Raw genomic sequence first — 18,293 nt, 5'->3', positions numbered from 1 at the left:
TCTCTTTCTCGCAAAGACGCGAGTGATGGTGCTCGGTAGCTCGCGTTCCGGCGGCGGGACAATGGTTGACGTGTGGTCTTGAGGTATAACTGTTTTGATTTTCATTCATATGTTGCCTACAGGTCACAGTCGCTGAGATCGGCATAACCGTACCGGCCAAACTGGAGAGGATATCGCTATCAATTCGGCTTCGCGCCCTCCTATCAAGGTAGTCGTCGTGGGCGGCGGTACCGCAGGCTGGATGACTGCCGCTGCGCTTGCGGCCGTTGCCGGCCGATCGGTCGCGGAGGTCCACCTCGTCGAGTCCGAAGAGATCGGCATCGTCGGTGTCGGCGAGGCTACGCTGCCGCATATCCGCGCCTTTAACACGCGCTTGGGTATCGACGAGGCGGAGTTCATGCGAGCGACCGGCGCGACGTTCAAGCTGGGCATCGAGTTCTGCGACTGGGCGCGGATCGGCGACAGCTATACCCATCCGTTCGGCGCCTTCGGACACGATGTCGACGGGGTAGGATTCCACCATTATCTCAGCCGAGCCGGACAGATTGCCACGCTTCCGGATTATTCGCTGCCGGTCGTCGCCGCCCGCCACGCGAAGTTCGCGCCGCCCCTGCACGATCCGCGGTCCCTGTTGTCGACGTTTGGCTACGCCTATCAGTTCGACGCGACGCGCTACGCTCCGTTTCTCCGCGCTCGGGCCGAGCGGCAGGGGGTGACGCGAACCGAAGGACGCGTGGTCGATGTCGAACGGAGCGCCACGGGTGATGTCGTGGCGGTCATGCTCGACGACGGCCAACGAATTACGGGCGACCTGTTCATCGACTGCTCGGGGTTCCGCTCGCTGCTGCTCGGACAGGCGATGGGCGAGCCGTTCGAAGACTGGTCGCATTGGCTGCCGTGCGACCGTGCAGTCGCGGTGCCCTGCGCCGACGCGGGAACGCTGAAGCCCTACACCACGGCAACCGCGATGCCTGCCGGCTGGCGATGGCGTATTCCGCTCCAGCACCGGGTCGGCAACGGCTATGTCTACTCCTCCGCGCATATCGACGACGGCGCCGCGCAGGACGCCTTGTTGCGGTCGATCGAAAGCACGCCGCTGGCGGACCCGCGCATGCTGCGTTTCAAGGCGGGCCGGAGAGCGCGCAGCTGGGTCGGGAACGTCATCGGTGTCGGGCTGGCCGGCGGCTTCCTGGAGCCACTGGAATCGACGAGCATCTATCTCATCCAGTTGGCGATCACCCAGTTGCTCGAGCTGTTCCCCGCGACGCCGATCTCGCCGATCGACCGCGATGCGTTCAACCGGGTGGTTGATCTGGAATATGACCGTATCCGCGACTTCCTGATCCTGCATTACCATGCGACGACGCGCGACGATTCACTGTTCTGGGATCATGTACGAACGATGGACGTACCCGACACGCTCGCGGAGAAGATGACGCTGTTCCGCCAGCGGGGGCGGGTGATGACCTACCGTGAAGGCGTCTTCCTAGAGCCGAGCTGGATTGCGGTGTATCTCGGGCAGGGCGTGGTGCCGAAGGGATATGACCAGCGTGCGGACCGGCCGTCCGATGCCGCGCTGGTCCAGGCGCTGGCACGGTTGCGCACCGAAACGCGGGACGCTGTCATGACCATGCCCGATCACGCCGCCTATATCGCGCAATCGGGGGCGGCGGCTGCATGAGCGACAAGCGCATCAGGACGATCGCGGTGGTCGGTGACGGCGTTGCTGGCTGGAGCGCCGCGGCTGCGTTGAAGGCGCGTGTCCCCGGTATCTCGGTCGCTTTGATACCGGTCGCGGAACTGCGTCCCGGCTTCGTCGATCTGTTCGGCGGCGCATCGCCGTCGATCGGGGAGTTCCACACGGACATCGGGTTGGACGAGCGCGATGTCCTGACGCGGACCGGCGCGGCCATCCGGCTCGGCACCCGGTTCTCAGGGTGGGGCGGGGCCGACTATATCCATGCCTATGGCTCCGCCGGCATGCCCGTCGATGGCGTACCCTTTGCCACGCTCTGGGCAGGCCTGGGCGGCACCGAGGCCTTCGATAGCTTTGCACCGGCGGCCGCGTTGGCGGCAGCGGGTCGGTTCGTACCGCCGCGCGCAGACATACTTGGCGGCTATGCCAACGGGCTACAGCTCGATCCGCCGGTCTATCGCCGGTTCATCGAAGCCTATGCCCGACATTTGGGCGTCGTGGTCACGGCCGGCGGAATGCGACACGCCGAGACAAACGGCGATCGCGTAACGGCACTTCACCTGGACGATGGAGGGCGTCTGGAGGCGGACCTCTACATCGACGCGACCAACGCCGATGCGCACCTTATCACCCAGTTCGGCGACGATTGGCAGGATTGGTCGCCGTGGTTGCCGTGCGACAGTTTCGTTCAGAGGCGCGGGACATCGGATGCCGAGCCTGGTGATCGGTTCCTGTCACCGCTTGAGCAGGTCGAAGCGATCGATGGCGGATGGCGCCTGACATCGTGCCTGCCCGGCAGAACCGATACGGCCATCGTCTATGCAAGCGGCGCTCGCCATGAACCGGGCGACGTTTCACGGTTCCGGAGCGGAAGGCGATCGCGCGCCTGGATCGGCAATGTCGTGGCGATCGGCGAGGCTGATTGCGTCGTCGAACCGCTCGAAGCCGCACCGCTCCACGTCTTGCATACGCAGATCGACCGACTGGTCGCGTCGCTGCCCGACCGCGATTTCGACGAGGTCGAGCTGGCTTATTATAACCGTGAGACGGGACAGGAGGCGGATCGCCTCCGCGATTTCCTGATCCTGCACTACACGACGTCCGATCGACCCGAGCCGTTTTGGCAGGCGGCGCGAGACGCCACGTTGCCGCCGGAGCTGGCCGAGGCGCTCACCCTGTTTCGCGAGCGCGGGCGTTTGCCGATCCGCGATGGCGAAAGCTTCGATCGCGATAGCTGGCACGCGGTGCTGCTTGGACAAGGTATCCTGCCCCGACGCGGGGACGTTTTGGCCGCTGCTGTCGATCCGAAACGTGCGCGCGCCACGATGGTCGATTTTCGAGCGCGGTTGTCGAAGGCGGTCGCCGCCGCGCCGACACACCGCGCGTATTTGGCAAGTCTGAGGACCAACGCATGAGCGAACACACCATCCGCGAGGTCGTCATCGTCGGCGGCGGCACCGCCGGCTGGATGGCAGCGGCGGCGCTCTCCAAGTTCCTCGGCGGCGGGCAGGGGCAGGGGCAGCCGCGTATCCGCCTGATCGAGAGCGAGGAAATCGGGACCGTCGGCGTCGGCGAGGCGACGATCCCGACGATCGCGACGTTCAATCAGATGCTGGGCATCGACGAGGATGATTTCGTCGCGAAGACGCAAGGCACGTTCAAGCTCGGCATCGAGTTCGTCGACTGGCGCAAAATCGGCGAACGCTATTTTCACCCCTTCGGCCAGTTCGGACACGATATCGAAGGGCTGAACTTCCATCAGTTCTTCCTCAAGCTCGCCAAGCAGGGCAAGTGCGCCGACATCTGGCATTATGCGCCGTGCGCGGTGGCGGCGGCGGCGGGGCGGTTCGCGCGGCAATCGCCTGATCCGCGGTCACCGTTCGGCACGTTGCCGTACGCGTTCCATTTCGACGCCGGGCTCTACGCGAGATATTTGCGCTCCTATGCCGAAGCACGCGGGGTCGAGCGTATCGAGGGGCGGATCGTCGATGTCGCATTGCGCGGCGAAGACGGGTTCGTTGAGGCGCTCACGCTCGAGGACGGACGTCGCATCGAAGGCGAGTTGTTCGTCGATTGCTCGGGATTCCGCGGTTTACTGATCGAAGGCGCGCTGAAGACCGGGTATGAGGATTGGCGCCACTGGCTGCCGTGCGACCGCGCCGTCGCGGTGCCCACGGCGAACGTCGGCGACCCCGTGCCGTTCACCCGCGCGACCGCCCGAAGCGCCGGCTGGCAGTGGCGCATCCCGCTCCAGCACCGCACCGGCAACGGCTATGTCTATTCGAGCGCGCATATCTCCGACGAAGACGCGCAGGCGACGCTGCTCTCTACCGTCGAAGGATCGCCGATCGCCGATCCTCGCCGCCTGTCATTCGTAACGGGGCGGCGAAAGCGGTTCTGGAATCGCAACGTGGTCGCGCTTGGCCTTTCCGGCGGCTTTCTGGAACCGCTCGAATCCACCTCGATCCACCTGATCCAGACCGGAATCGCCAAGCTTCTCGCGCTGTTTCCGGATCGACGGTTTCTGCAGGTCGAGGCGGGCGAGTATGACCGCCTAATGGGCAGCGCATATGACGGCGTGCGCGACTTCATCATCCTGCATTATCATGCGACGACGAGGGACGATTCACCGTTCTGGAACCATGTGCGGACGATGACCGTGCCGGACAGCCTGCGCCGGAAGACCGAACTGTTTCAGGCGAAGGGCCGCTTCTTCCGCTATGACGACGAACTGTTCTCGCTCGCGAGTTGGGTCGCGGTGATGTTGGGGCAGGGGGTTACGCCCGAAGGCTACGACCCGATCGTCGACGGGCTCGACGAACGAAAACTCGTGGAGGCGGTGGAGCGAATGCGGCTGGGTATCCGCCAGACGATCGCGCAGATGCCGTCGCAATCGGACTATATCCGCGCACACTGCGCCGCTATCTGATGCGCGGTGCCCAGTAGCGGACATAGTCGATCCGCATCCGCTGGGGCAGGGCCGGGTCGTCGATACCTTTCACGCCGCCCCAGTCGCCGCCGATGGCGAGGTTGAGGATCAGGTCATAGGGGCGGGTGAAGGGCCAGGCTTCGGTCCCACCCGGCCGATCGTTCGCGACGCGCATATACGCCTTGTCGTCGACGCCGATGGTGATCGAGTCTCGGCGCCAGTCGAGTTGATAGCGGTGATAGGCGGTACAGGCCGTCGATACATCGATCTGGCCGCCGCGCTGGGTTCCCTTGGCGTGATTGAATGCCGCGGTGTGGAGCGTGGCGTGGACGATGTTCGGTTGCCAGCCCACCATCTCCATGACGTCGATCTCGCCCGCGTCCGGCCATTTCCCGGTCCGCGGCAACAGCCATAGCGCAGGCCAGGTACCCCGCGCGCACGGTAGCATCGCGCGAATTTCGTAGAAGCCATAGGCATGCGATACGCGGCTCACGAGCTTGGCGGATGTGTAGGTCTGACCGCCCCAGTCGGGCTTGTCCGGCAGGCTTTCACGCCGTGCTTCGATCACGAGCGCGCCGTCTTCGATACGAGCATTTTCAGGGCGATCGGCAGCATAATATTGCCGTTCGTGATTGAACCAGCCGGTCTTGTTATTGGCCGTATCGAACCGCCACTTCGTCTGGTCGATGGCTTTCGTTGTGAACTCGTCCGCCCAACTCGGCCTGGTCGACGGCGCAGGCATGGGGGCGGCGACTTGATAATTGGTCGCCGCCAAAGTCTGCATCGGCAGGACAAGAAGGATCGTGGCGATCGTCACCTCAGCTGGTCGGGCACGCGGCGACCGGTCCATCGGCATGCGCCAGACGAACGTCGGAAATCGAGAGCGTCAGTTTCCCTGCAGTCGAGATGATGAGCGGCTCGGTGACCTTGTGTGGATCGACCCCGGCGGCGACGAAGCATTTGAGCGGAATCGCCATCGACTTCCACTCGCCGATCGGTGCCGCCTGCAAAATGCCGGTGATCGGCACCGCAGCGGTTTTGCCGGGGCTGGCCATTGAGAGAGCGACGGCGGACACGGGCTTCGCGTCCATCCGGAACTGGACGATCATGCTCAGCTCGCCATTGGCCTCACGGGCAATGTCGAGCGGTGCGTTGGCCTCGATTCTGACGTCCGCCTCGCGCGTGCCGGTCCAGGTAAAGCGTCGGGCGTCTTCCTGGGCATTGCGATCGATACCGGTGATCGTCAGCGCGCCAGCCGGGCTCCGGCCAGTGTTGCCGACGATGCGGGTCGATCCCCGGTCGCCTTCGCCGAGCGACAGGCTCCACGCCTCGGGTACGCGCCCCTTCGTGAAGAAGACGCCGCCTGCGTCTACCGCCATCCCCGCGGGACGGGTCTCGTCCAGCGTGCCGACCACGGCGCGATCCGCATAGGTCAGGCCGTAACCGAACTTGAACAGCGGGTCGTAATTCGGATCGCGCGCATTCAAGACATACTGGTCGGGACGCTTCGGCCAAGAGAAGGATAGCTTGCCCCGGAAGTCATGAACGGGTTTGCCGTCCTTGCCGGCAAACAGCACGTCGGCGACGCCCGCGCCTTCGCTTCCCGGCAGAAACGCCGCGACGAAGGCATCCGAAGCGTTGAGTTCGGCATTCACCCACATCGGGCGGCCCGACAGGAAAACGGCGACGACGGGGATTCCCGCCGCTTTCAGTTTGCGGAGCAGCGCGACATCGTTCTTGTCGCCCGGCGCGTATTCCAGGGTCGGTCGGTCGCCCATGAATTCGGCATAAGGGGTCTCGCCGAACACGACGATCGCTACGTCGGGTTTCGCGGAATACGCGCCCGTCGGGGAGTAGGTGGCAGTACCGCCGCCAGCGCGCACGGCCTGGTCGATGCCGCTCCAGATCGACGTCGCATTGGGGAAACCGCGCTTCGGCACGTCCGTCCCCTGCCAGGTAATCGACCAGCCGCCGGCCTGCTGCGTCACATCGTCGGCAGCGACACCCGCGACGAGGATATTCGCCTTGGGCTTGAGCGGCAGAACACCCCCGTTATTCTTGAGCAGCACGAGCGATTCCTGGACCGCCTGACGTCCGATGGCATGGCCTTCCGGCGATCCGATCAGGCCGAACTGTCCGGCATAGCGTCGCGTCGAGGGCTTACCCGCGGTGAAGGTACCGGCCAGCATCTTCACGCGCAGGATACGACGAACCGCGTCGTCGAGACGCGCAGGCACGATTTCGCCCGACTTGGCCTGCGCCAGCGTGTTGCGATACAGCGCCTTCCAATCGCCCGACATCATGAACATGTCGAGACCGGCGTTGATCGCCGCAGCGCAGCTTTCGTTGGTGCATCCGGCAATCTGGCCGTGTGCGTTCCAGTCGCCGACCACGAAGCCGTTGAAGCCCATCCGGCCCTTCAGCACGTCCGTCAGCAACGTCTTGTTGCCGTGCATCTTCTCGCCGTTCCAGCTCGAAAAGCTGGCCATCACGGTCAAGGTGCCCGCTTCGATCGCGGGCGGGTATCCAGCCGCATGAACGTCGCGCAGCACGGCCTCCGACACTTTGGTATCGCCCTGATCTCGTCCACCCGTGCCGCCGTCCCCGACGAAATGCTTGGTGGTCGCGATGACGTGCCCCGGCGTCATGAAATCTGGCGAACCGACCTTGCCCTGAATGCCGGTGACGACCGGGCCCGCATAACTGGCCACCACGGAGGGCTCTTCGGAATAGCTTTCGTACGTGCGCCCCCACCGATCGTCCTGCACGACCGCCAGCGTCGGTGCGAAGCTCCAGTCGAGACCGGCGGCGGCCGTCTCGCGTGCCGTGATGCGGCCGATCTTCTCCATCAGCGCGGGGTCTCGTGCCGCACCCAACCCGATATTGTGCGGAAACAAGGTCGCCCCGACGATGTTGTTGTTGCCGTGAACCGCGTCGGTGCCCCAGATCGTCGGGATCTTCGGCCGACCATCGTTGCGTTGCATCGAGGCGTCGTAGAACGCGTCGGCCAGCTTCAGCCATTCCGCCGGCGGTGCCAGTTCATCGTTGTTAGGCGCCGAATTGCCGCCGTTCAGCACCGAGCCGAGCTTGTATGTCTTGAGGTCCTCGGGCTTCACGGTCGCGATATCGGCCTGGATGATTTGCCCGACCTTGTCCTCGATCGACATGGCAGCAAGGATCTTGCCGATTTTAGCTTCGAGCGTTGGATCGAGCGCCGGCTTCGCAGCCACCTTCGGCCATGTCTCGGGATGCGCGACGGGGGAAAGCGAGGCCGGCGTGGTCTGCGCCATCGCGGTGGCGCCACCGAGCAACGCCAGGACGCTGGCAACCGAAAGCTTCGTCTTCATCATTCTCTCCCCGGTTCCCGCCTTGCGGGATTGGCAGCGTTTCAAACCACTCGGGAGGTCTCGTCAATCAATATTGATTTTGATTTTCACAAAATGCGCTCAGTCGCGTCCGACGTTCATCAGGATAGCGTCCGAGGGCAGCATGAGATCGCTGAATGGTAACAGCGCGGCGCCAACCGCCGGCGCGTCGGCGGCCATGGCAGCACGCCTGATCGGCGCAATCGACGGCATATCCGCGGCGTGCTCGGCGAGCGCATGCGTCAAGGCCACGACCAGGGCATCGATCAGCGGTTCGGGCAACCGGCCTCCCACCAGCACAGCCTGCGGATTGATGAGGCAATTGATCGCGATCATCGGATCGACCAGCATCTCGGCAGCTTCGGCGATCCACGAGTCGATGACGCTTTTGGTACGAGCGTCGTCCAGGCCGAGCGCGGCGAGTGTCCCGCTCAGGCACCCAGCGTCCGACAGGCGATCGTACAGAGCGGAAAGCGAAACGCGGCTTTCGATGGACTTTCCGCTCGAAGCAGGAACCCGGCTCAAAATGTACCCGACTTCACCACTTCTTGCGGACGCGCCTCTATAATAGCTTCCATCGATCACTAGGCCGCCGCCAAGACCCGCACCGATCAACAGGTAGAAGAAATTGTGGCAATTGCGGCCCGATCCAAACTCCAGCTCGCCCAGCGCGGCCGTTGCGGCATCGTTGTCGACATGCAGCGGCCAGGGCATCAGGTCCGACAGCAAGCCTGCGACGTCGAGATCATTACATACCGAATAGCCGGCCGGTTGATCGTGAAAGCCGGCCTTGCTGAACGGTTCGGGAACCGCGATGCCCGCGCCGACGATCCGGTCGACCATGACGCGAGGGTTTTCGCAGCAGGTCTTTACCGCCCCGGCGACGAATGTTCGCACCTGATCAGGAAGGGCATAGGCAATGTCCTGGGAAACGCGCGCGCGAACATTTCCGGCCAGATCGAGAATGACAAAGGTCAAATGGTCGCGGTCGATATTGACCCCGATGCCGAACGCACCGTCGGGATCTATCCCCAATTGCACGGCAGGCTGCCCGCGTCCCTGTTGTAGCCGTCCGACGATCCGGACCAGGCCCGCGGCGATCAGGCGGCGGGTGATCGTCGCGATGGTCGGCGGCGTCAGACCCGTCACCGCGACGAGCTCCTGCCGTGTGGTCACCTCTCGCAAGCGGATCGCCTGCAATACCACGCGCTGGTTATAGTCCGCTGCCCGTTCGAGGTTCGTGCCTGACAGACTGACCGTCAGCCTCGCGTGTCGCCGGTCGTTCAAGACCTTCGTCCCAGTCCACGCTGGAGAAACTCGCGCATGAGCGCCGTTCTCTCCGGACTGCTGGGGCCAAGGATACCGCGTGCATGTTCGGGCAGATGTTCCGCGTCGGCAGCGTCAGCATCGAACACATAGTGATCGAAAAACGCCCGCCAGTTCTGGCGTTCCACTGCCGGCCGGTTGCGAACGGCCAACATCGCATAGATCAGCGCTTCGAACGCGGACGCATCGTTCGGCGGGCTCCACCAGTAATTGACGAGCAGGTTGAGGCGTTCGGTCGAGCGAACGTGATGCCACCACATCGTCGGCACATAGATCGCGTCGCCGGGCGCCAGCACCGCCGATCGCGCAGTCTCCGCCGCCAGAGCATAGCGAGGAAAGCGCTCCAGGTCGGGCGCCAACGGGTCGACCATGCTGACGGGTTGACCGGAAATCGTGTTTTCCAAAGGCCCGACATACAGGTTGGCGACCTGTGCGGGGGGGAACAGGGTAAAGTGGCGATGGCCTACAGCCACGCAGGCGATATTGTCGGCAGTGTCGTAATGCGTCGATACCGTCACCGCATTCCCGATCCACAACCGGGGTGTCGCCGTCGGCTCGAGCAATGGCATGGGGTTGTCGGCGGCGAATGTCGGGAAGTGTTCCACCGCGGATGCAGCGCCACTGTAGATCGCCGGACCCGCACCCCTCGCAAGATCGCCGAGCAACATATCGGCTACGGCGCGAAACGGCGCTGTCCCGCGGTCGAAGTTGAAGCCGTTCATGTCCTCCCGGTAAAAGAACCTGCCGGCGATGGCGGGTGCGCCGACATAGGTCGACAGCGGCGCGCCCGAGTCATGGGACGCCAAATATGTGACCAGTTCACGGCCCGTACGGCTGCCAGCGATGGTTGCCGGCCAATCCGCCACGAGACCGCGGAGTACCGCTGGTTCACCCATCGGTACGACCTCAGTCTCGAAAATCTGCCGCGTGACGCCGTGCCATTCGCGAACCGGTTTGCCGATCGTCTCCATGCGGCCGCTTTGCCTTGGTTGTCCCGGAAACGAAAGGCTGGAGCGCGGCAACCGCACCGAAACGTTCAATAGGACGATCTGCCGCGCGAAACTGGGACTGATTCCATTGCCGCGGTTGGCGATTGCTGACAGCTTTACCGGCACCGGTTTTGATCGCTCGCGACAATAGCAAGAACGGGTCTGGATCCCTGTCTTCGCTAACGGTAATACTGTGGCCAGAGAGGGGCACCGATCATGAGGTTACCGGGGTTGAAGTCGAGCAGCGGATTATGCTCGGCAAACCTCGACAGACTTTATCGTTCGTCGCGCCAATCCGGTTCGTTGGCTTGGTCCCCTTAGCGGAAACCGTTGAGGGAGTGCCGGTATCCGATGAGGATGGCGTGGTCGGCGTCCAAACCACGGACTACACAATGCCCGACCATAGCCTCGGCCGTCGCTGGACCGGCACGCGTGCCGTGTCGGGGCTGGTTACGGTGCGCTACCGGCTAGTCGTCGCCGTAAGATCTCTTTTACGCCTCGGCGTTCGCTGCGATCCTGTCAGAAAGAGCTAGTGACAGAAAACATCGTGCGGATGGCTTGTGAAGATAGGCAAGCAGATCATCCGCGGCTTAGATCCAAAACGATCTGATGATCGAGCGCTCCGTTTATATCATCATATATCCTGGCTCCAGATTGCGGGTATAGGATTACGGATCGTGCGTGTTAGGCGCGCGGCAAAACGAATTACCGATCGATGTCGAACGTGCCGCCTCGCTGATGGAAAAAACAGCGTGAGAGAGGACACTCTTCGTCCAGCACGACGATCGGCCCTGCGCTGCAAGGATTGAGCAATGACCGGTCGCGATCGTTACACCCTGCCGATGCGGGCCCTGCACTGGACCCGCGCTGGCTTGATCATCGGGCTGATCGCGCTCGGATGGCTGATGACCTCGCTACCCGACAGCACCGCCGTCAAATTCGAGTGGATGTATCCCGTTCACAAGGAATTTGGGGTCCTCGCGTTCATCATTGGCCTCACAGCGCTGGTAGTGCGAACGCGTTCGACGCTGCCCCCGCATCCCGCCGAATTGAGCGGCTGGGAGAATATGCTGTCGACCATTGTCCAATATGCAATGTTGACGCTGGCGGTGGTCGTTCCGCTGATGGGTTACGCAATGTCCAGTTCGTTCACTCAGAGTGACGGCGTCCCGTTTTTCGGCATCAATTTGCCGGAGATTTTAGCTAAGAACGACGATGCCTTTGCAATATTTGAGTGGGTACACAAGACCCTGGCTTACACGATGCTCGCGCTCATCACGCTGCATATATTGGGCGTCGTCAAACATCGCTTTTTCGATCGTGAGCGCGACACCGATGTTCTTCATCGAATGTTGTAAGGGCTGCTGACCGGGTCATGAAACTCTTAGTGATTTGCAGGCGTAGGATCGCATTTTCTTCGTCGAACTCGCCCCGAACGATTGCTGCCCATCAAAACGATGCAAAACCTTTGACGAGAAGGAACGGGACGTCTGCAGCGGAAAGGCTCACCAGGCGATAGCGTCCCAAGGAGTGACGGACGAAATGCCAGCTGGAGGGGGCAAGCCGGCGCATGGCGGCGCTTGCCCCCTCCTGTATTCCGCTAGAACCGCATGGTCCCGCCGAATGCGAACGTGCGGCCGCTCACCGTGTTGGTCATCACGCGTTTGGCGGTGCCGTCGGCATATTGGACGATGGGCTCGTCGGTGATGTTGATCACGTCCAGCGACAGCTTGAACTGCCGCGTCAGATTGACATAGGCGGACGCGTCCAGGTTCGTCGTGCCCTTGATGTATTCGCCGATGTTGCCGTTGCCGCCATCGCCCCAGCGATAGCGCGACCGCGTCGCCAGGGAGCCGCGCACCCCCCAGTGATCGGTATCGTAATAGAGCGTCGCGTTGGACGAGAATTTCGACAGCGTCGGCAAGGGCAGGCGGACCGCTACCCCCGAGTAAAACACGTCGCTCGATCCCCTGGCGAGGGTCACGTTGCCGAGCACGCCGAGCTTGTCGAACGGCGCGGGCAGGAAGTCGAAGTCGCGCTTCGCCGCGATCTCGATGCCCTTGATCGACGCGCCTGGCCCGTTGATCGGACGGGTATAGTTCACCAGTACGGATGGGCTGACGCCGGGGGGCAGCAGCGCGGCGGGGTATCCCGTGGTGTCGTAGGCGACGAGCCGCGTCTCCGAGGTAATGTACGAGTCCATCTTCTTGTAGAAGGCGCCTATCGCCAGCGAGCCGCGCTGCCCGTCATAATATTCCAGCGAGGTCTCGACGGAGTCCGCCTTGAAGGGCGCAAGGTTGGGGTTGCCGGCAGCGACCGTGCCGCCGAACGTGGCGAGGTTGAGCGTGCCCGCCTCGCGCATGTCGTTCAACGCGGGGCGGCTCAAATTGCGGTTGCCGCTCAGGCGGAAGACCAGCGACCGGCTGATATCGAACGCTAGGTTCGCCGCGGGCAGGAAGCCGTCATAGCTGTTGGTCACGTCTACGGGCACGAGCACGCCGCCGACCAGCGCCGTTCCCGACGAACCAAGGTCCGTATGGTAATAGCGCACACCGAAATTGGCGCGCAGCCCAACGCTGCCGAGCTGGGTGTTGAGGTCGTATTGCAGATACGCGCCATAGGTTTTCTCGAGCAGGTCGTAGGCGGTGCCGGTGACGGTGCGGCTCGCATCCACGGTCGTGCTCTGGCCGAGTAGCGCGTAGGTCTCCGCCACGTCGCCGATAATGTATGGGGCGAGGGTGCTGTTCGACAGGACGCTGGTCGGTACGTCGGGGTTGCCCGGCTTGTCCTCGTAGTTCGGGTTGACCTTGCGCTGCCAGCCGCTGTTCGTGAAGCGCTTGAACCCGGCTCCCGCCTTGATCGTCGAACCCGAGCCGACGGTCCAGGCGAGTTCCGCCTTGCTGTTGTAGAATTCGCTCGTGATGCGATCGGCGCGGGTTTCGAGGCCCTGCAGGTCCCATTGCGAAGCGTCGGTCGTGTCGAAGCCGTAGCTGGTGCGTGGCGACCCCGTGTTCAGGCCTGAGAAGGAGTAGCTCTTGTCGACGGACTCCAGCAACACCTGGGCATAGTCTGAACCGAACGTCGATTTCGACCAGCCGCCGAGGAAATTGACCGTCAGGTTGCTGCTGAGATCGGTGTGGCCGTTCAGCGCCGCCTGCCAGAAAGTCGTCTGGTCATGTGTGACCTTCGATTCGGTCCGCATGTCGACATGATCGAACGATGCGCCGACGATGTCGTTGTAATCGTCGAAGGTCACACCGGTCAGCACCTGCGTGCCGGTGACGTTGTTGGCGGCGATGCCGTTCGTTCCTGCGGCGCCGATCACGCCCGAAGTGCGATCGTTATTCAGCTTGCCGTACAGCACGTCGAGCGACACGTCGGTGCGGTCGTCGGGATGATATTGCAAGGCGGTGGTCAGGCCCAGTCGCTCGCGCTTGTTGAAGAAGGTCGCATAGGTCTGCGCACGGCTGTTCCAGATCCTGTTGGCGCCGGTCGCACCCACCAGCAGCGCGCGGTCCGCCGCCGAGACGGTCGGCCCGACATTGCGGGCACCGAAATTGATCTGCGACCAGTTCCAGTTGCGATAGCCGAATTCGACCGTGTCAGCCGTGCTGTACGCGACCGATGCCAGGAAGCCGAAATCTCCCCAGCGGTCCGATATCAGCCCTACCAACCGCGGCGTGATATCCTTGGTATACTGGTTCGTCTGCCCCTTTGCGGACGCGACGACTGTGAGCCCGGCATAGTCGAACGGCTTGGCGGTGTGCAGCCCGACGGTACCGCCGATGCCGCCCTCATCCTGCTCGGCCGCATAGGATTTCTCGACCACGACTTTGTTGAAGAGCTCGGAGGCGAATATGCTGTAATCGAAAGAACGCGAACGGCTGACCGACGATCGGCTGTCGAGCCCCGACGAGGTGTTGGTGAGCACCTCCATGCCGTTGAGCTGGGTACGCGTGAAATCCGCGCCGAGCCCGCGCAGCGAGATTTGCCGGCCTTCGCCGCTGTCTCGCGTGATCGCGACGCCGGGAATGCGCTGCAGCGCTTCCGCAAGATTCTGGTCGGGAAAGGCGGAGATGTCCTGCGCCAGGATGACGTCCTGCGATCCGGTCGCCGCTTTCTTGATCTGCTGCGCCTTGGCGATGCTCTCGCGATAGCCCGTGACGACGATATCGGTGCCGTTCTCGAGTTGCACGTCGGACGCGCTCGTTACCTGTGGGGCCACGCCGCCAAGTGCCACGGCAGGGACGGACGCCCCCGCCGTGGCGAAGCGCATGTGACGGACCACCGTTACCGTACCGTCGACGATCCGGCCGTCCAGGTCGCTACCCGCTGTGAGCTGCGCGAGGGCTTCTTCGGCGGTCATCCGCCCGCGCAGGCGCTGGCCACGGACGCCCTTCAACAGCGACGGCGACGAGGCGAGCTGCAGACCAGTCCGGCGCGAAAAGGCCAACAGCGCATTGCCGAGGTCCTGCGCCGGCACATCGAACGTGAACTGGCGCGGCGTCGACGCCGCCTGCGCGACAGCAGGCGCGCTGACGAAGACGGACAGCGCGACGGAACTAAACAAAAGATGCGAGCATCGAATTTTGTGGAACATGTCTTCCCCCAGATGGTTTGCGGGAAAGACGAGCCTCGGGCGATAAACCCGACAATCTATTTAGTTTCATTTATGTTACACGGATGTTGCAATCCGGTTGCTTACTCACGGGTCTGCAAACGCGTCGGTTTACTTGTCCCACTTTTGCCGATCTCACCGAGATTGTCACAAACGCGGTCTAGGTCGGCGGGACCAGCAACCCGGATACTCCATGCCCGCCATACTGCACCAGATTAAGAGCTGTAAGGGAGTTCCTTCTGAGGATTGGCGCGCAATCGCTGCGACGTTGAGCCGATACGTGAGGGCGCGCACCAACCGCACCGACGTGGTCGAGGACGTCGTGCAGGAGACACTGTCGCGGCTGGTGCACCAGAGTCGCGTGCAGACCTTGGTGAGCGTTTATGCGTTGGGCTTCCGGATCGCTGCGAACTTGCTGATCGACCATCATCGCCGCGACAGCCGCTATGTCTCTGAACGCGAGGAAGAGCCCGTCAGCCATGCGCCGCTGCCCGATCGGGTACTGGTCGGTCGGCAGGAGGTCGCGATCTTGCGGCAAGCACTGGCGGCGATGCCACCGCTGCGCCGCGACGTGCTTGTCCGTCGGCGATTGCAGGGGCAGAGTTGTGCCGCGATAGCGAGGGAACTGGGGTTGAGCCCGAAGGCGGTAGAGAAGCACATAACGCGTGGCCTGGCAGACCTCCACAAGGCGATGCCGGGAGAAGTGTGCGCTTCTGGAAATGTGCGATGAACCGTGAGAGCCAGATCGCGGAGGAAGCAGCCGCCTGGATCGACCGTATCAACCAGCCGGTATTCGACGCCGCTGCGGGGCCAGCCTTCGATGCCTGGATGGCAGCGTCGGCACGTCATCGGGAGGTCTTTGCCGATCTGCAGGCGTTGTGGCAGTCCGAAGCGCTAGTCGAGGCGCTAAACCACGCTGAAAGCGCACCCGCCGCCGGGCTCGCGCCACTGGCATCGGGCGCGCGACCCCGGCGAACGTGGCGCACCCTCCCGCAGTTCGCGGCCGCGGCCTGCGCGCTGTTGCTCGCGATCGTACTGATCTTGCCAGCGTTGTCGACGACGACCTATCGTACCCTTGCCGGCAAGAGCAGATCCGTTGTCCTGGCGGACGGATCTCGCGTCGACATGAGCGGCGATACCGAGCTTCGCGTGCAGATCTTGCCGTGGAAACGCAACGCCGAGCTCGTGCGAGGCGAGGTGTATTTCGACGTTCGCCATGAAAGTGCCCGAGCGTTCCGGGTCGAGAGCGGCTCCACCACGGTGCGCGTCCTGGGCACGGCGTTCAACGTCGATCGCCAGGGTCCGACGCGGACCGCCGTCGCAGTGTATCGCGGCGCGGTGGAGGTCGGCGTGGCCGATCAGGCCGACCTCGTGCTGCGCAAGGGCGACGGCGCGCGCGTCGTGGACGGCCATGTCACGGCGCAACCGCGTATCGCGGTCAGCGCGCCCGACTGGAAGTCCGGATGGTTCGAGGCGTCCGATATTCCGCTCGGGGTGTTGATCGGCAAGGTGCAACGGTATTCGGCGCGGCCGATCCTGTTGCAGGATGCCGCCCTACAGGCGCTCCCGATCAGCGGACGCTTCCATGTTTCGGATACCGACCGCGTGCTGAAGGCGGTGGAGACTGCCTATCACGTCGACGTCGCTTATGGTCCGAAAACGATCGCCATCCGTCCCGCAGGCAACGCGGACCGATAGTCCCGTCATTTAGCCTGTCGGGTTTCGCCCGGCTGCTCCGTCTTCCCGGCATACGTGGTCGCGACCCGCGCCTGCCGTGAGGGAGTGTCCTTGTGCCTCAGTTCGATCGCCGCAATCTGGTCAAGGCTGGCTTCTCGCTCCCGTTGCTGGGAAGTGCCCCCCGCCTGCTCGCGCGTGCAACGTTCACGCGTGATCCGTTCACGCTCGGCGTCGCCTCGGGGGACCCCTTGCCCGACGGGTTCGTGATCTGGACGCGGCTGGCGCCCGAGCCGCAAACGCCCGATGGCGGCATGCCGCCGCACGATGTCGCGGTCCGCTGGGAAGTCGCCGAAGATCCCGGTTTTCAAAAAATCGTTCGTGCAGGCCCGGCGATGGCCGAAGCCGCGCTGGCACACTCGGTCCATGTCGAGATCGACGGGCTGCGGCCGCATCGCCCCTATTGGTATCGCTTCCTCGTCACGGGTGCCAGATCAAGCCCGGTCGGCACCGCGCGCACCGCCCCTGCGGCGGGCGCATCGCTCGACCGGCTGCGGCTGGCGATGCTGGGCTGCCAGGATTTCGAGACGGGGTTCTTCACCGCCTATGCGCATGTCGCGCGCGAGCCCGATCTCGACGCGGTGTTCCATTATGGCGACTATATCTACGAGATGGCCCCGCGCACCGAACCCAGCCCGCGTAAGCACCTCGGCGCCGAGACCTATACGCTGGATCAGTATCGCCGCCGTTACGCCCAATACAAAGCGGATCCCAACCTCCAGGCGGCGCACGCCGCGGTCGCGTTCATCATGTCGTTCGACGATCACGAGATTGACGACAATTGGGCAGGCGAATTCGACAAGGACGGCAACCGGCCCGATGTGTTCGCGTTGCGCAAGGCGGCCGCGATGCAGGCCTGGTACGAACACGTCCCCGTGCGCCGCGCGCAACGCCCCGGGGCGGGGGTTGCCTATCGCCGGCTCGACTACGGCAATCTCGTTCGCATGCACGTGCTCGACACGCGCTCGTTCCGCAGCGATCAGCTCTGCGAGCATCCCGGTATAGGTCGCGCGGAACTCGACGCCTGTATTCCCGTCGATCGGCCAGAGCGCACGATGATGGGGGCACCACAGGAGAGCTGGCTGAATCGCGGACTTGCCAACGACGCGCGCTGGAACTTCATCGCGCAACAAGTGCTGTTCATGCCGTACGACGCCCGCAAGGACGGCGCCTCCACGCCCGTCATCGGCAAGGACAATTGGAACGGCTATCCGCTGTCGCGCCAACGGCTCGTCGACGGCATCGCCCACCGGGGCCTGACCAACGTTGTGATCGGCAGCGGCGATCTGCACCAGCATGTCGTCGGATCGGTGCCGCGAAAAATGGAAGACGTCGGCGGTCCGGCGATCGCGACGGAATTTCTCGCGACGTCGATTTCGTCGGGCGGCACGGGCGGTGCGCATTATGCGGGAGAAAGTCGCGCGCTGGACAATAATCCGAACGTCAGCCTGCTCAACAACCAGCGCGGCTATCAGCTCTTCACCGTGACGCCGGATCGGTGGCTGGCCGAAGTGAAGGCGATGGATCAGGTCGATCGGCCGGGTGGCACGATTGCAACGATCGCCAAATTCGTCGTGGATCCCAAGCAGCCTGGTCCGCAACCAGCCTGACGATCTGGACGCCAAGTCCGATCATG

At 63.5% G+C, this 18,293-nt stretch carries 12 protein-coding genes; 7 read left to right on the top strand and 5 right to left on the bottom strand.

The features are described 5' to 3' along the window. Positions 1–217 precede the first annotated feature (217 nt). From ASE69_RS08725 to ASE69_RS08715, 3 genes are read left to right on the top strand one after another with little or no spacing between them, the layout of a single operon-like run. Positions 218–1,681 (top strand): tryptophan halogenase family protein, encoded by a 1,464-nt coding sequence (locus ASE69_RS08725; RefSeq protein ID WP_268795487.1) that lies wholly within the window; start codon positions 218–220, stop codon positions 1,679–1,681. Beyond that, positions 1,678–3,111: a tryptophan 7-halogenase gene (locus tag ASE69_RS08720; RefSeq protein ID WP_056485180.1), complete on the top strand. Its 1,434-nt coding sequence runs from the start codon at positions 1,678–1,680 to the stop codon at positions 3,109–3,111. Before ASE69_RS08725 ends, ASE69_RS08720 begins: the two co-directional genes overlap by 4 nt. Then, positions 3,108–4,625: a tryptophan halogenase family protein gene (locus ASE69_RS08715; RefSeq protein ID WP_056485178.1), complete on the top strand. Its 1,518-nt coding sequence runs from the start codon at positions 3,108–3,110 to the stop codon at positions 4,623–4,625. Before ASE69_RS08720 ends, ASE69_RS08715 begins: the two co-directional genes overlap by 4 nt. On the opposite strand, the gene ASE69_RS08710 is transcribed toward ASE69_RS08715, so the two are convergent. From ASE69_RS08710 to ASE69_RS08695, 4 genes are all read right to left on the bottom strand, one after another. Then, a complete protein-coding gene (locus ASE69_RS08710) occupies positions 4,618–5,481 on the bottom strand; it encodes a family 16 glycosylhydrolase (protein ID WP_235518276.1) in 864 nt (287 codons plus the stop codon). The genes ASE69_RS08715 and ASE69_RS08710 overlap by 8 nt on opposite strands. Then, positions 5,444–7,972, bottom strand: a complete 2,529-nt coding sequence (locus ASE69_RS08705) for a glycoside hydrolase family 3 protein (RefSeq protein ID WP_056485337.1) — start codon at positions 7,970–7,972, stop codon at positions 5,444–5,446. The genes ASE69_RS08710 and ASE69_RS08705 overlap by 38 nt, the downstream gene beginning before the upstream one ends. A 99-nt stretch (positions 7,973–8,071) precedes the next feature. Further along, a complete protein-coding gene (locus tag ASE69_RS08700) occupies positions 8,072–9,277 on the bottom strand; it encodes an ROK family transcriptional regulator (RefSeq protein ID WP_056485176.1) in 1,206 nt (401 codons plus the stop codon). After that, positions 9,274–10,287: a cupin-like domain-containing protein gene (locus ASE69_RS08695; protein ID WP_082452983.1), complete on the bottom strand. Its 1,014-nt coding sequence runs from the start codon at positions 10,285–10,287 to the stop codon at positions 9,274–9,276. Before ASE69_RS08695 ends, ASE69_RS08700 begins: the two co-directional genes overlap by 4 nt. An 830-nt stretch (positions 10,288–11,117) precedes the next feature. Between ASE69_RS08695 and ASE69_RS08685 the strand changes: the two genes are divergently transcribed. Next, on the top strand, positions 11,118–11,663 hold the full coding sequence (locus tag ASE69_RS08685) for a cytochrome b (RefSeq protein ID WP_056485172.1): 546 nt from the start codon (positions 11,118–11,120) through the stop codon (positions 11,661–11,663). Between the two features lie 242 nt (positions 11,664–11,905). On the opposite strand, the gene ASE69_RS08680 is transcribed toward ASE69_RS08685, so the two are convergent. After that, positions 11,906–14,875 (bottom strand): TonB-dependent receptor, encoded by a 2,970-nt coding sequence (locus ASE69_RS08680; protein WP_162236863.1) that lies wholly within the window; start codon positions 14,873–14,875, stop codon positions 11,906–11,908. 241 nt (positions 14,876–15,116) lie between these two features. Between ASE69_RS08680 and ASE69_RS08675 the strand changes: the two genes are divergently transcribed. The 3 genes from ASE69_RS08675 to ASE69_RS08665 all read left to right on the top strand — a co-directional run bounded on the left by ASE69_RS08675 (position 15,117) and on the right by ASE69_RS08665 (position 18,267). Beyond that, entirely contained in the window at positions 15,117–15,653 is a 537-nt protein-coding gene (locus tag ASE69_RS08675) for an RNA polymerase sigma factor (protein ID WP_056485168.1), read from the top strand. Next, positions 15,650–16,621: a FecR family protein gene (locus ASE69_RS08670; RefSeq protein ID WP_056485166.1), complete on the top strand. Its 972-nt coding sequence runs from the start codon at positions 15,650–15,652 to the stop codon at positions 16,619–16,621. The genes ASE69_RS08675 and ASE69_RS08670 overlap by 4 nt, the downstream gene beginning before the upstream one ends. A 92-nt stretch (positions 16,622–16,713) precedes the next feature. Then, entirely contained in the window at positions 16,714–18,267 is a 1,554-nt protein-coding gene (locus ASE69_RS08665) for an alkaline phosphatase D family protein (protein ID WP_056485164.1), read from the top strand. Positions 18,268–18,293: the final 26 nt, after the last annotated feature.

The organism is Sphingomonas sp. Leaf208 (assembly GCF_001421415.1).
In the GTDB taxonomy this organism is placed as follows: Bacteria; Pseudomonadota; Alphaproteobacteria; order Sphingomonadales; family Sphingomonadaceae; genus Sphingomonas.
The sequence above is the reverse complement of the archived record's forward strand: the minus strand, read 5'-3'. Positions and strand labels throughout refer to the sequence as shown.

What these genes read in the sequence shown, in the direction of transcription:
- ASE69_RS08720 (WP_056485180.1), top strand. Translation starts at nt 1,678, where the DNA reads ATGAGCGACAAGCGCATCAGGACGATCGCGGTGGTCGGTGACGGCGTT.
- ASE69_RS08675 (WP_056485168.1), top strand. Translation starts at nt 15,117, where the DNA reads ATGCCCGCCATACTGCACCAGATTAAGAGCTGTAAGGGAGTTCCTTCT.
- ASE69_RS08705 (WP_056485337.1), bottom strand. Translation starts at nt 7,972, where the DNA reads ATGAAGACGAAGCTTTCGGTTGCCAGCGTCCTGGCGTTGCTCGGTGGC.
- ASE69_RS08670 (WP_056485166.1), top strand. Translation starts at nt 15,650, where the DNA reads ATGAACCGTGAGAGCCAGATCGCGGAGGAAGCAGCCGCCTGGATCGAC.
- ASE69_RS08695 (WP_082452983.1), bottom strand. Translation starts at nt 10,287, where the DNA reads ATGGAGACGATCGGCAAACCGGTTCGCGAATGGCACGGCGTCACGCGG.
- ASE69_RS08710 (WP_235518276.1), bottom strand. Translation starts at nt 5,481, where the DNA reads ATGCCGATGGACCGGTCGCCGCGTGCCCGACCAGCTGAGGTGACGATC.
- ASE69_RS08715 (WP_056485178.1), top strand. Translation starts at nt 3,108, where the DNA reads ATGAGCGAACACACCATCCGCGAGGTCGTCATCGTCGGCGGCGGCACC.
- ASE69_RS08685 (WP_056485172.1), top strand. Translation starts at nt 11,118, where the DNA reads ATGACCGGTCGCGATCGTTACACCCTGCCGATGCGGGCCCTGCACTGG.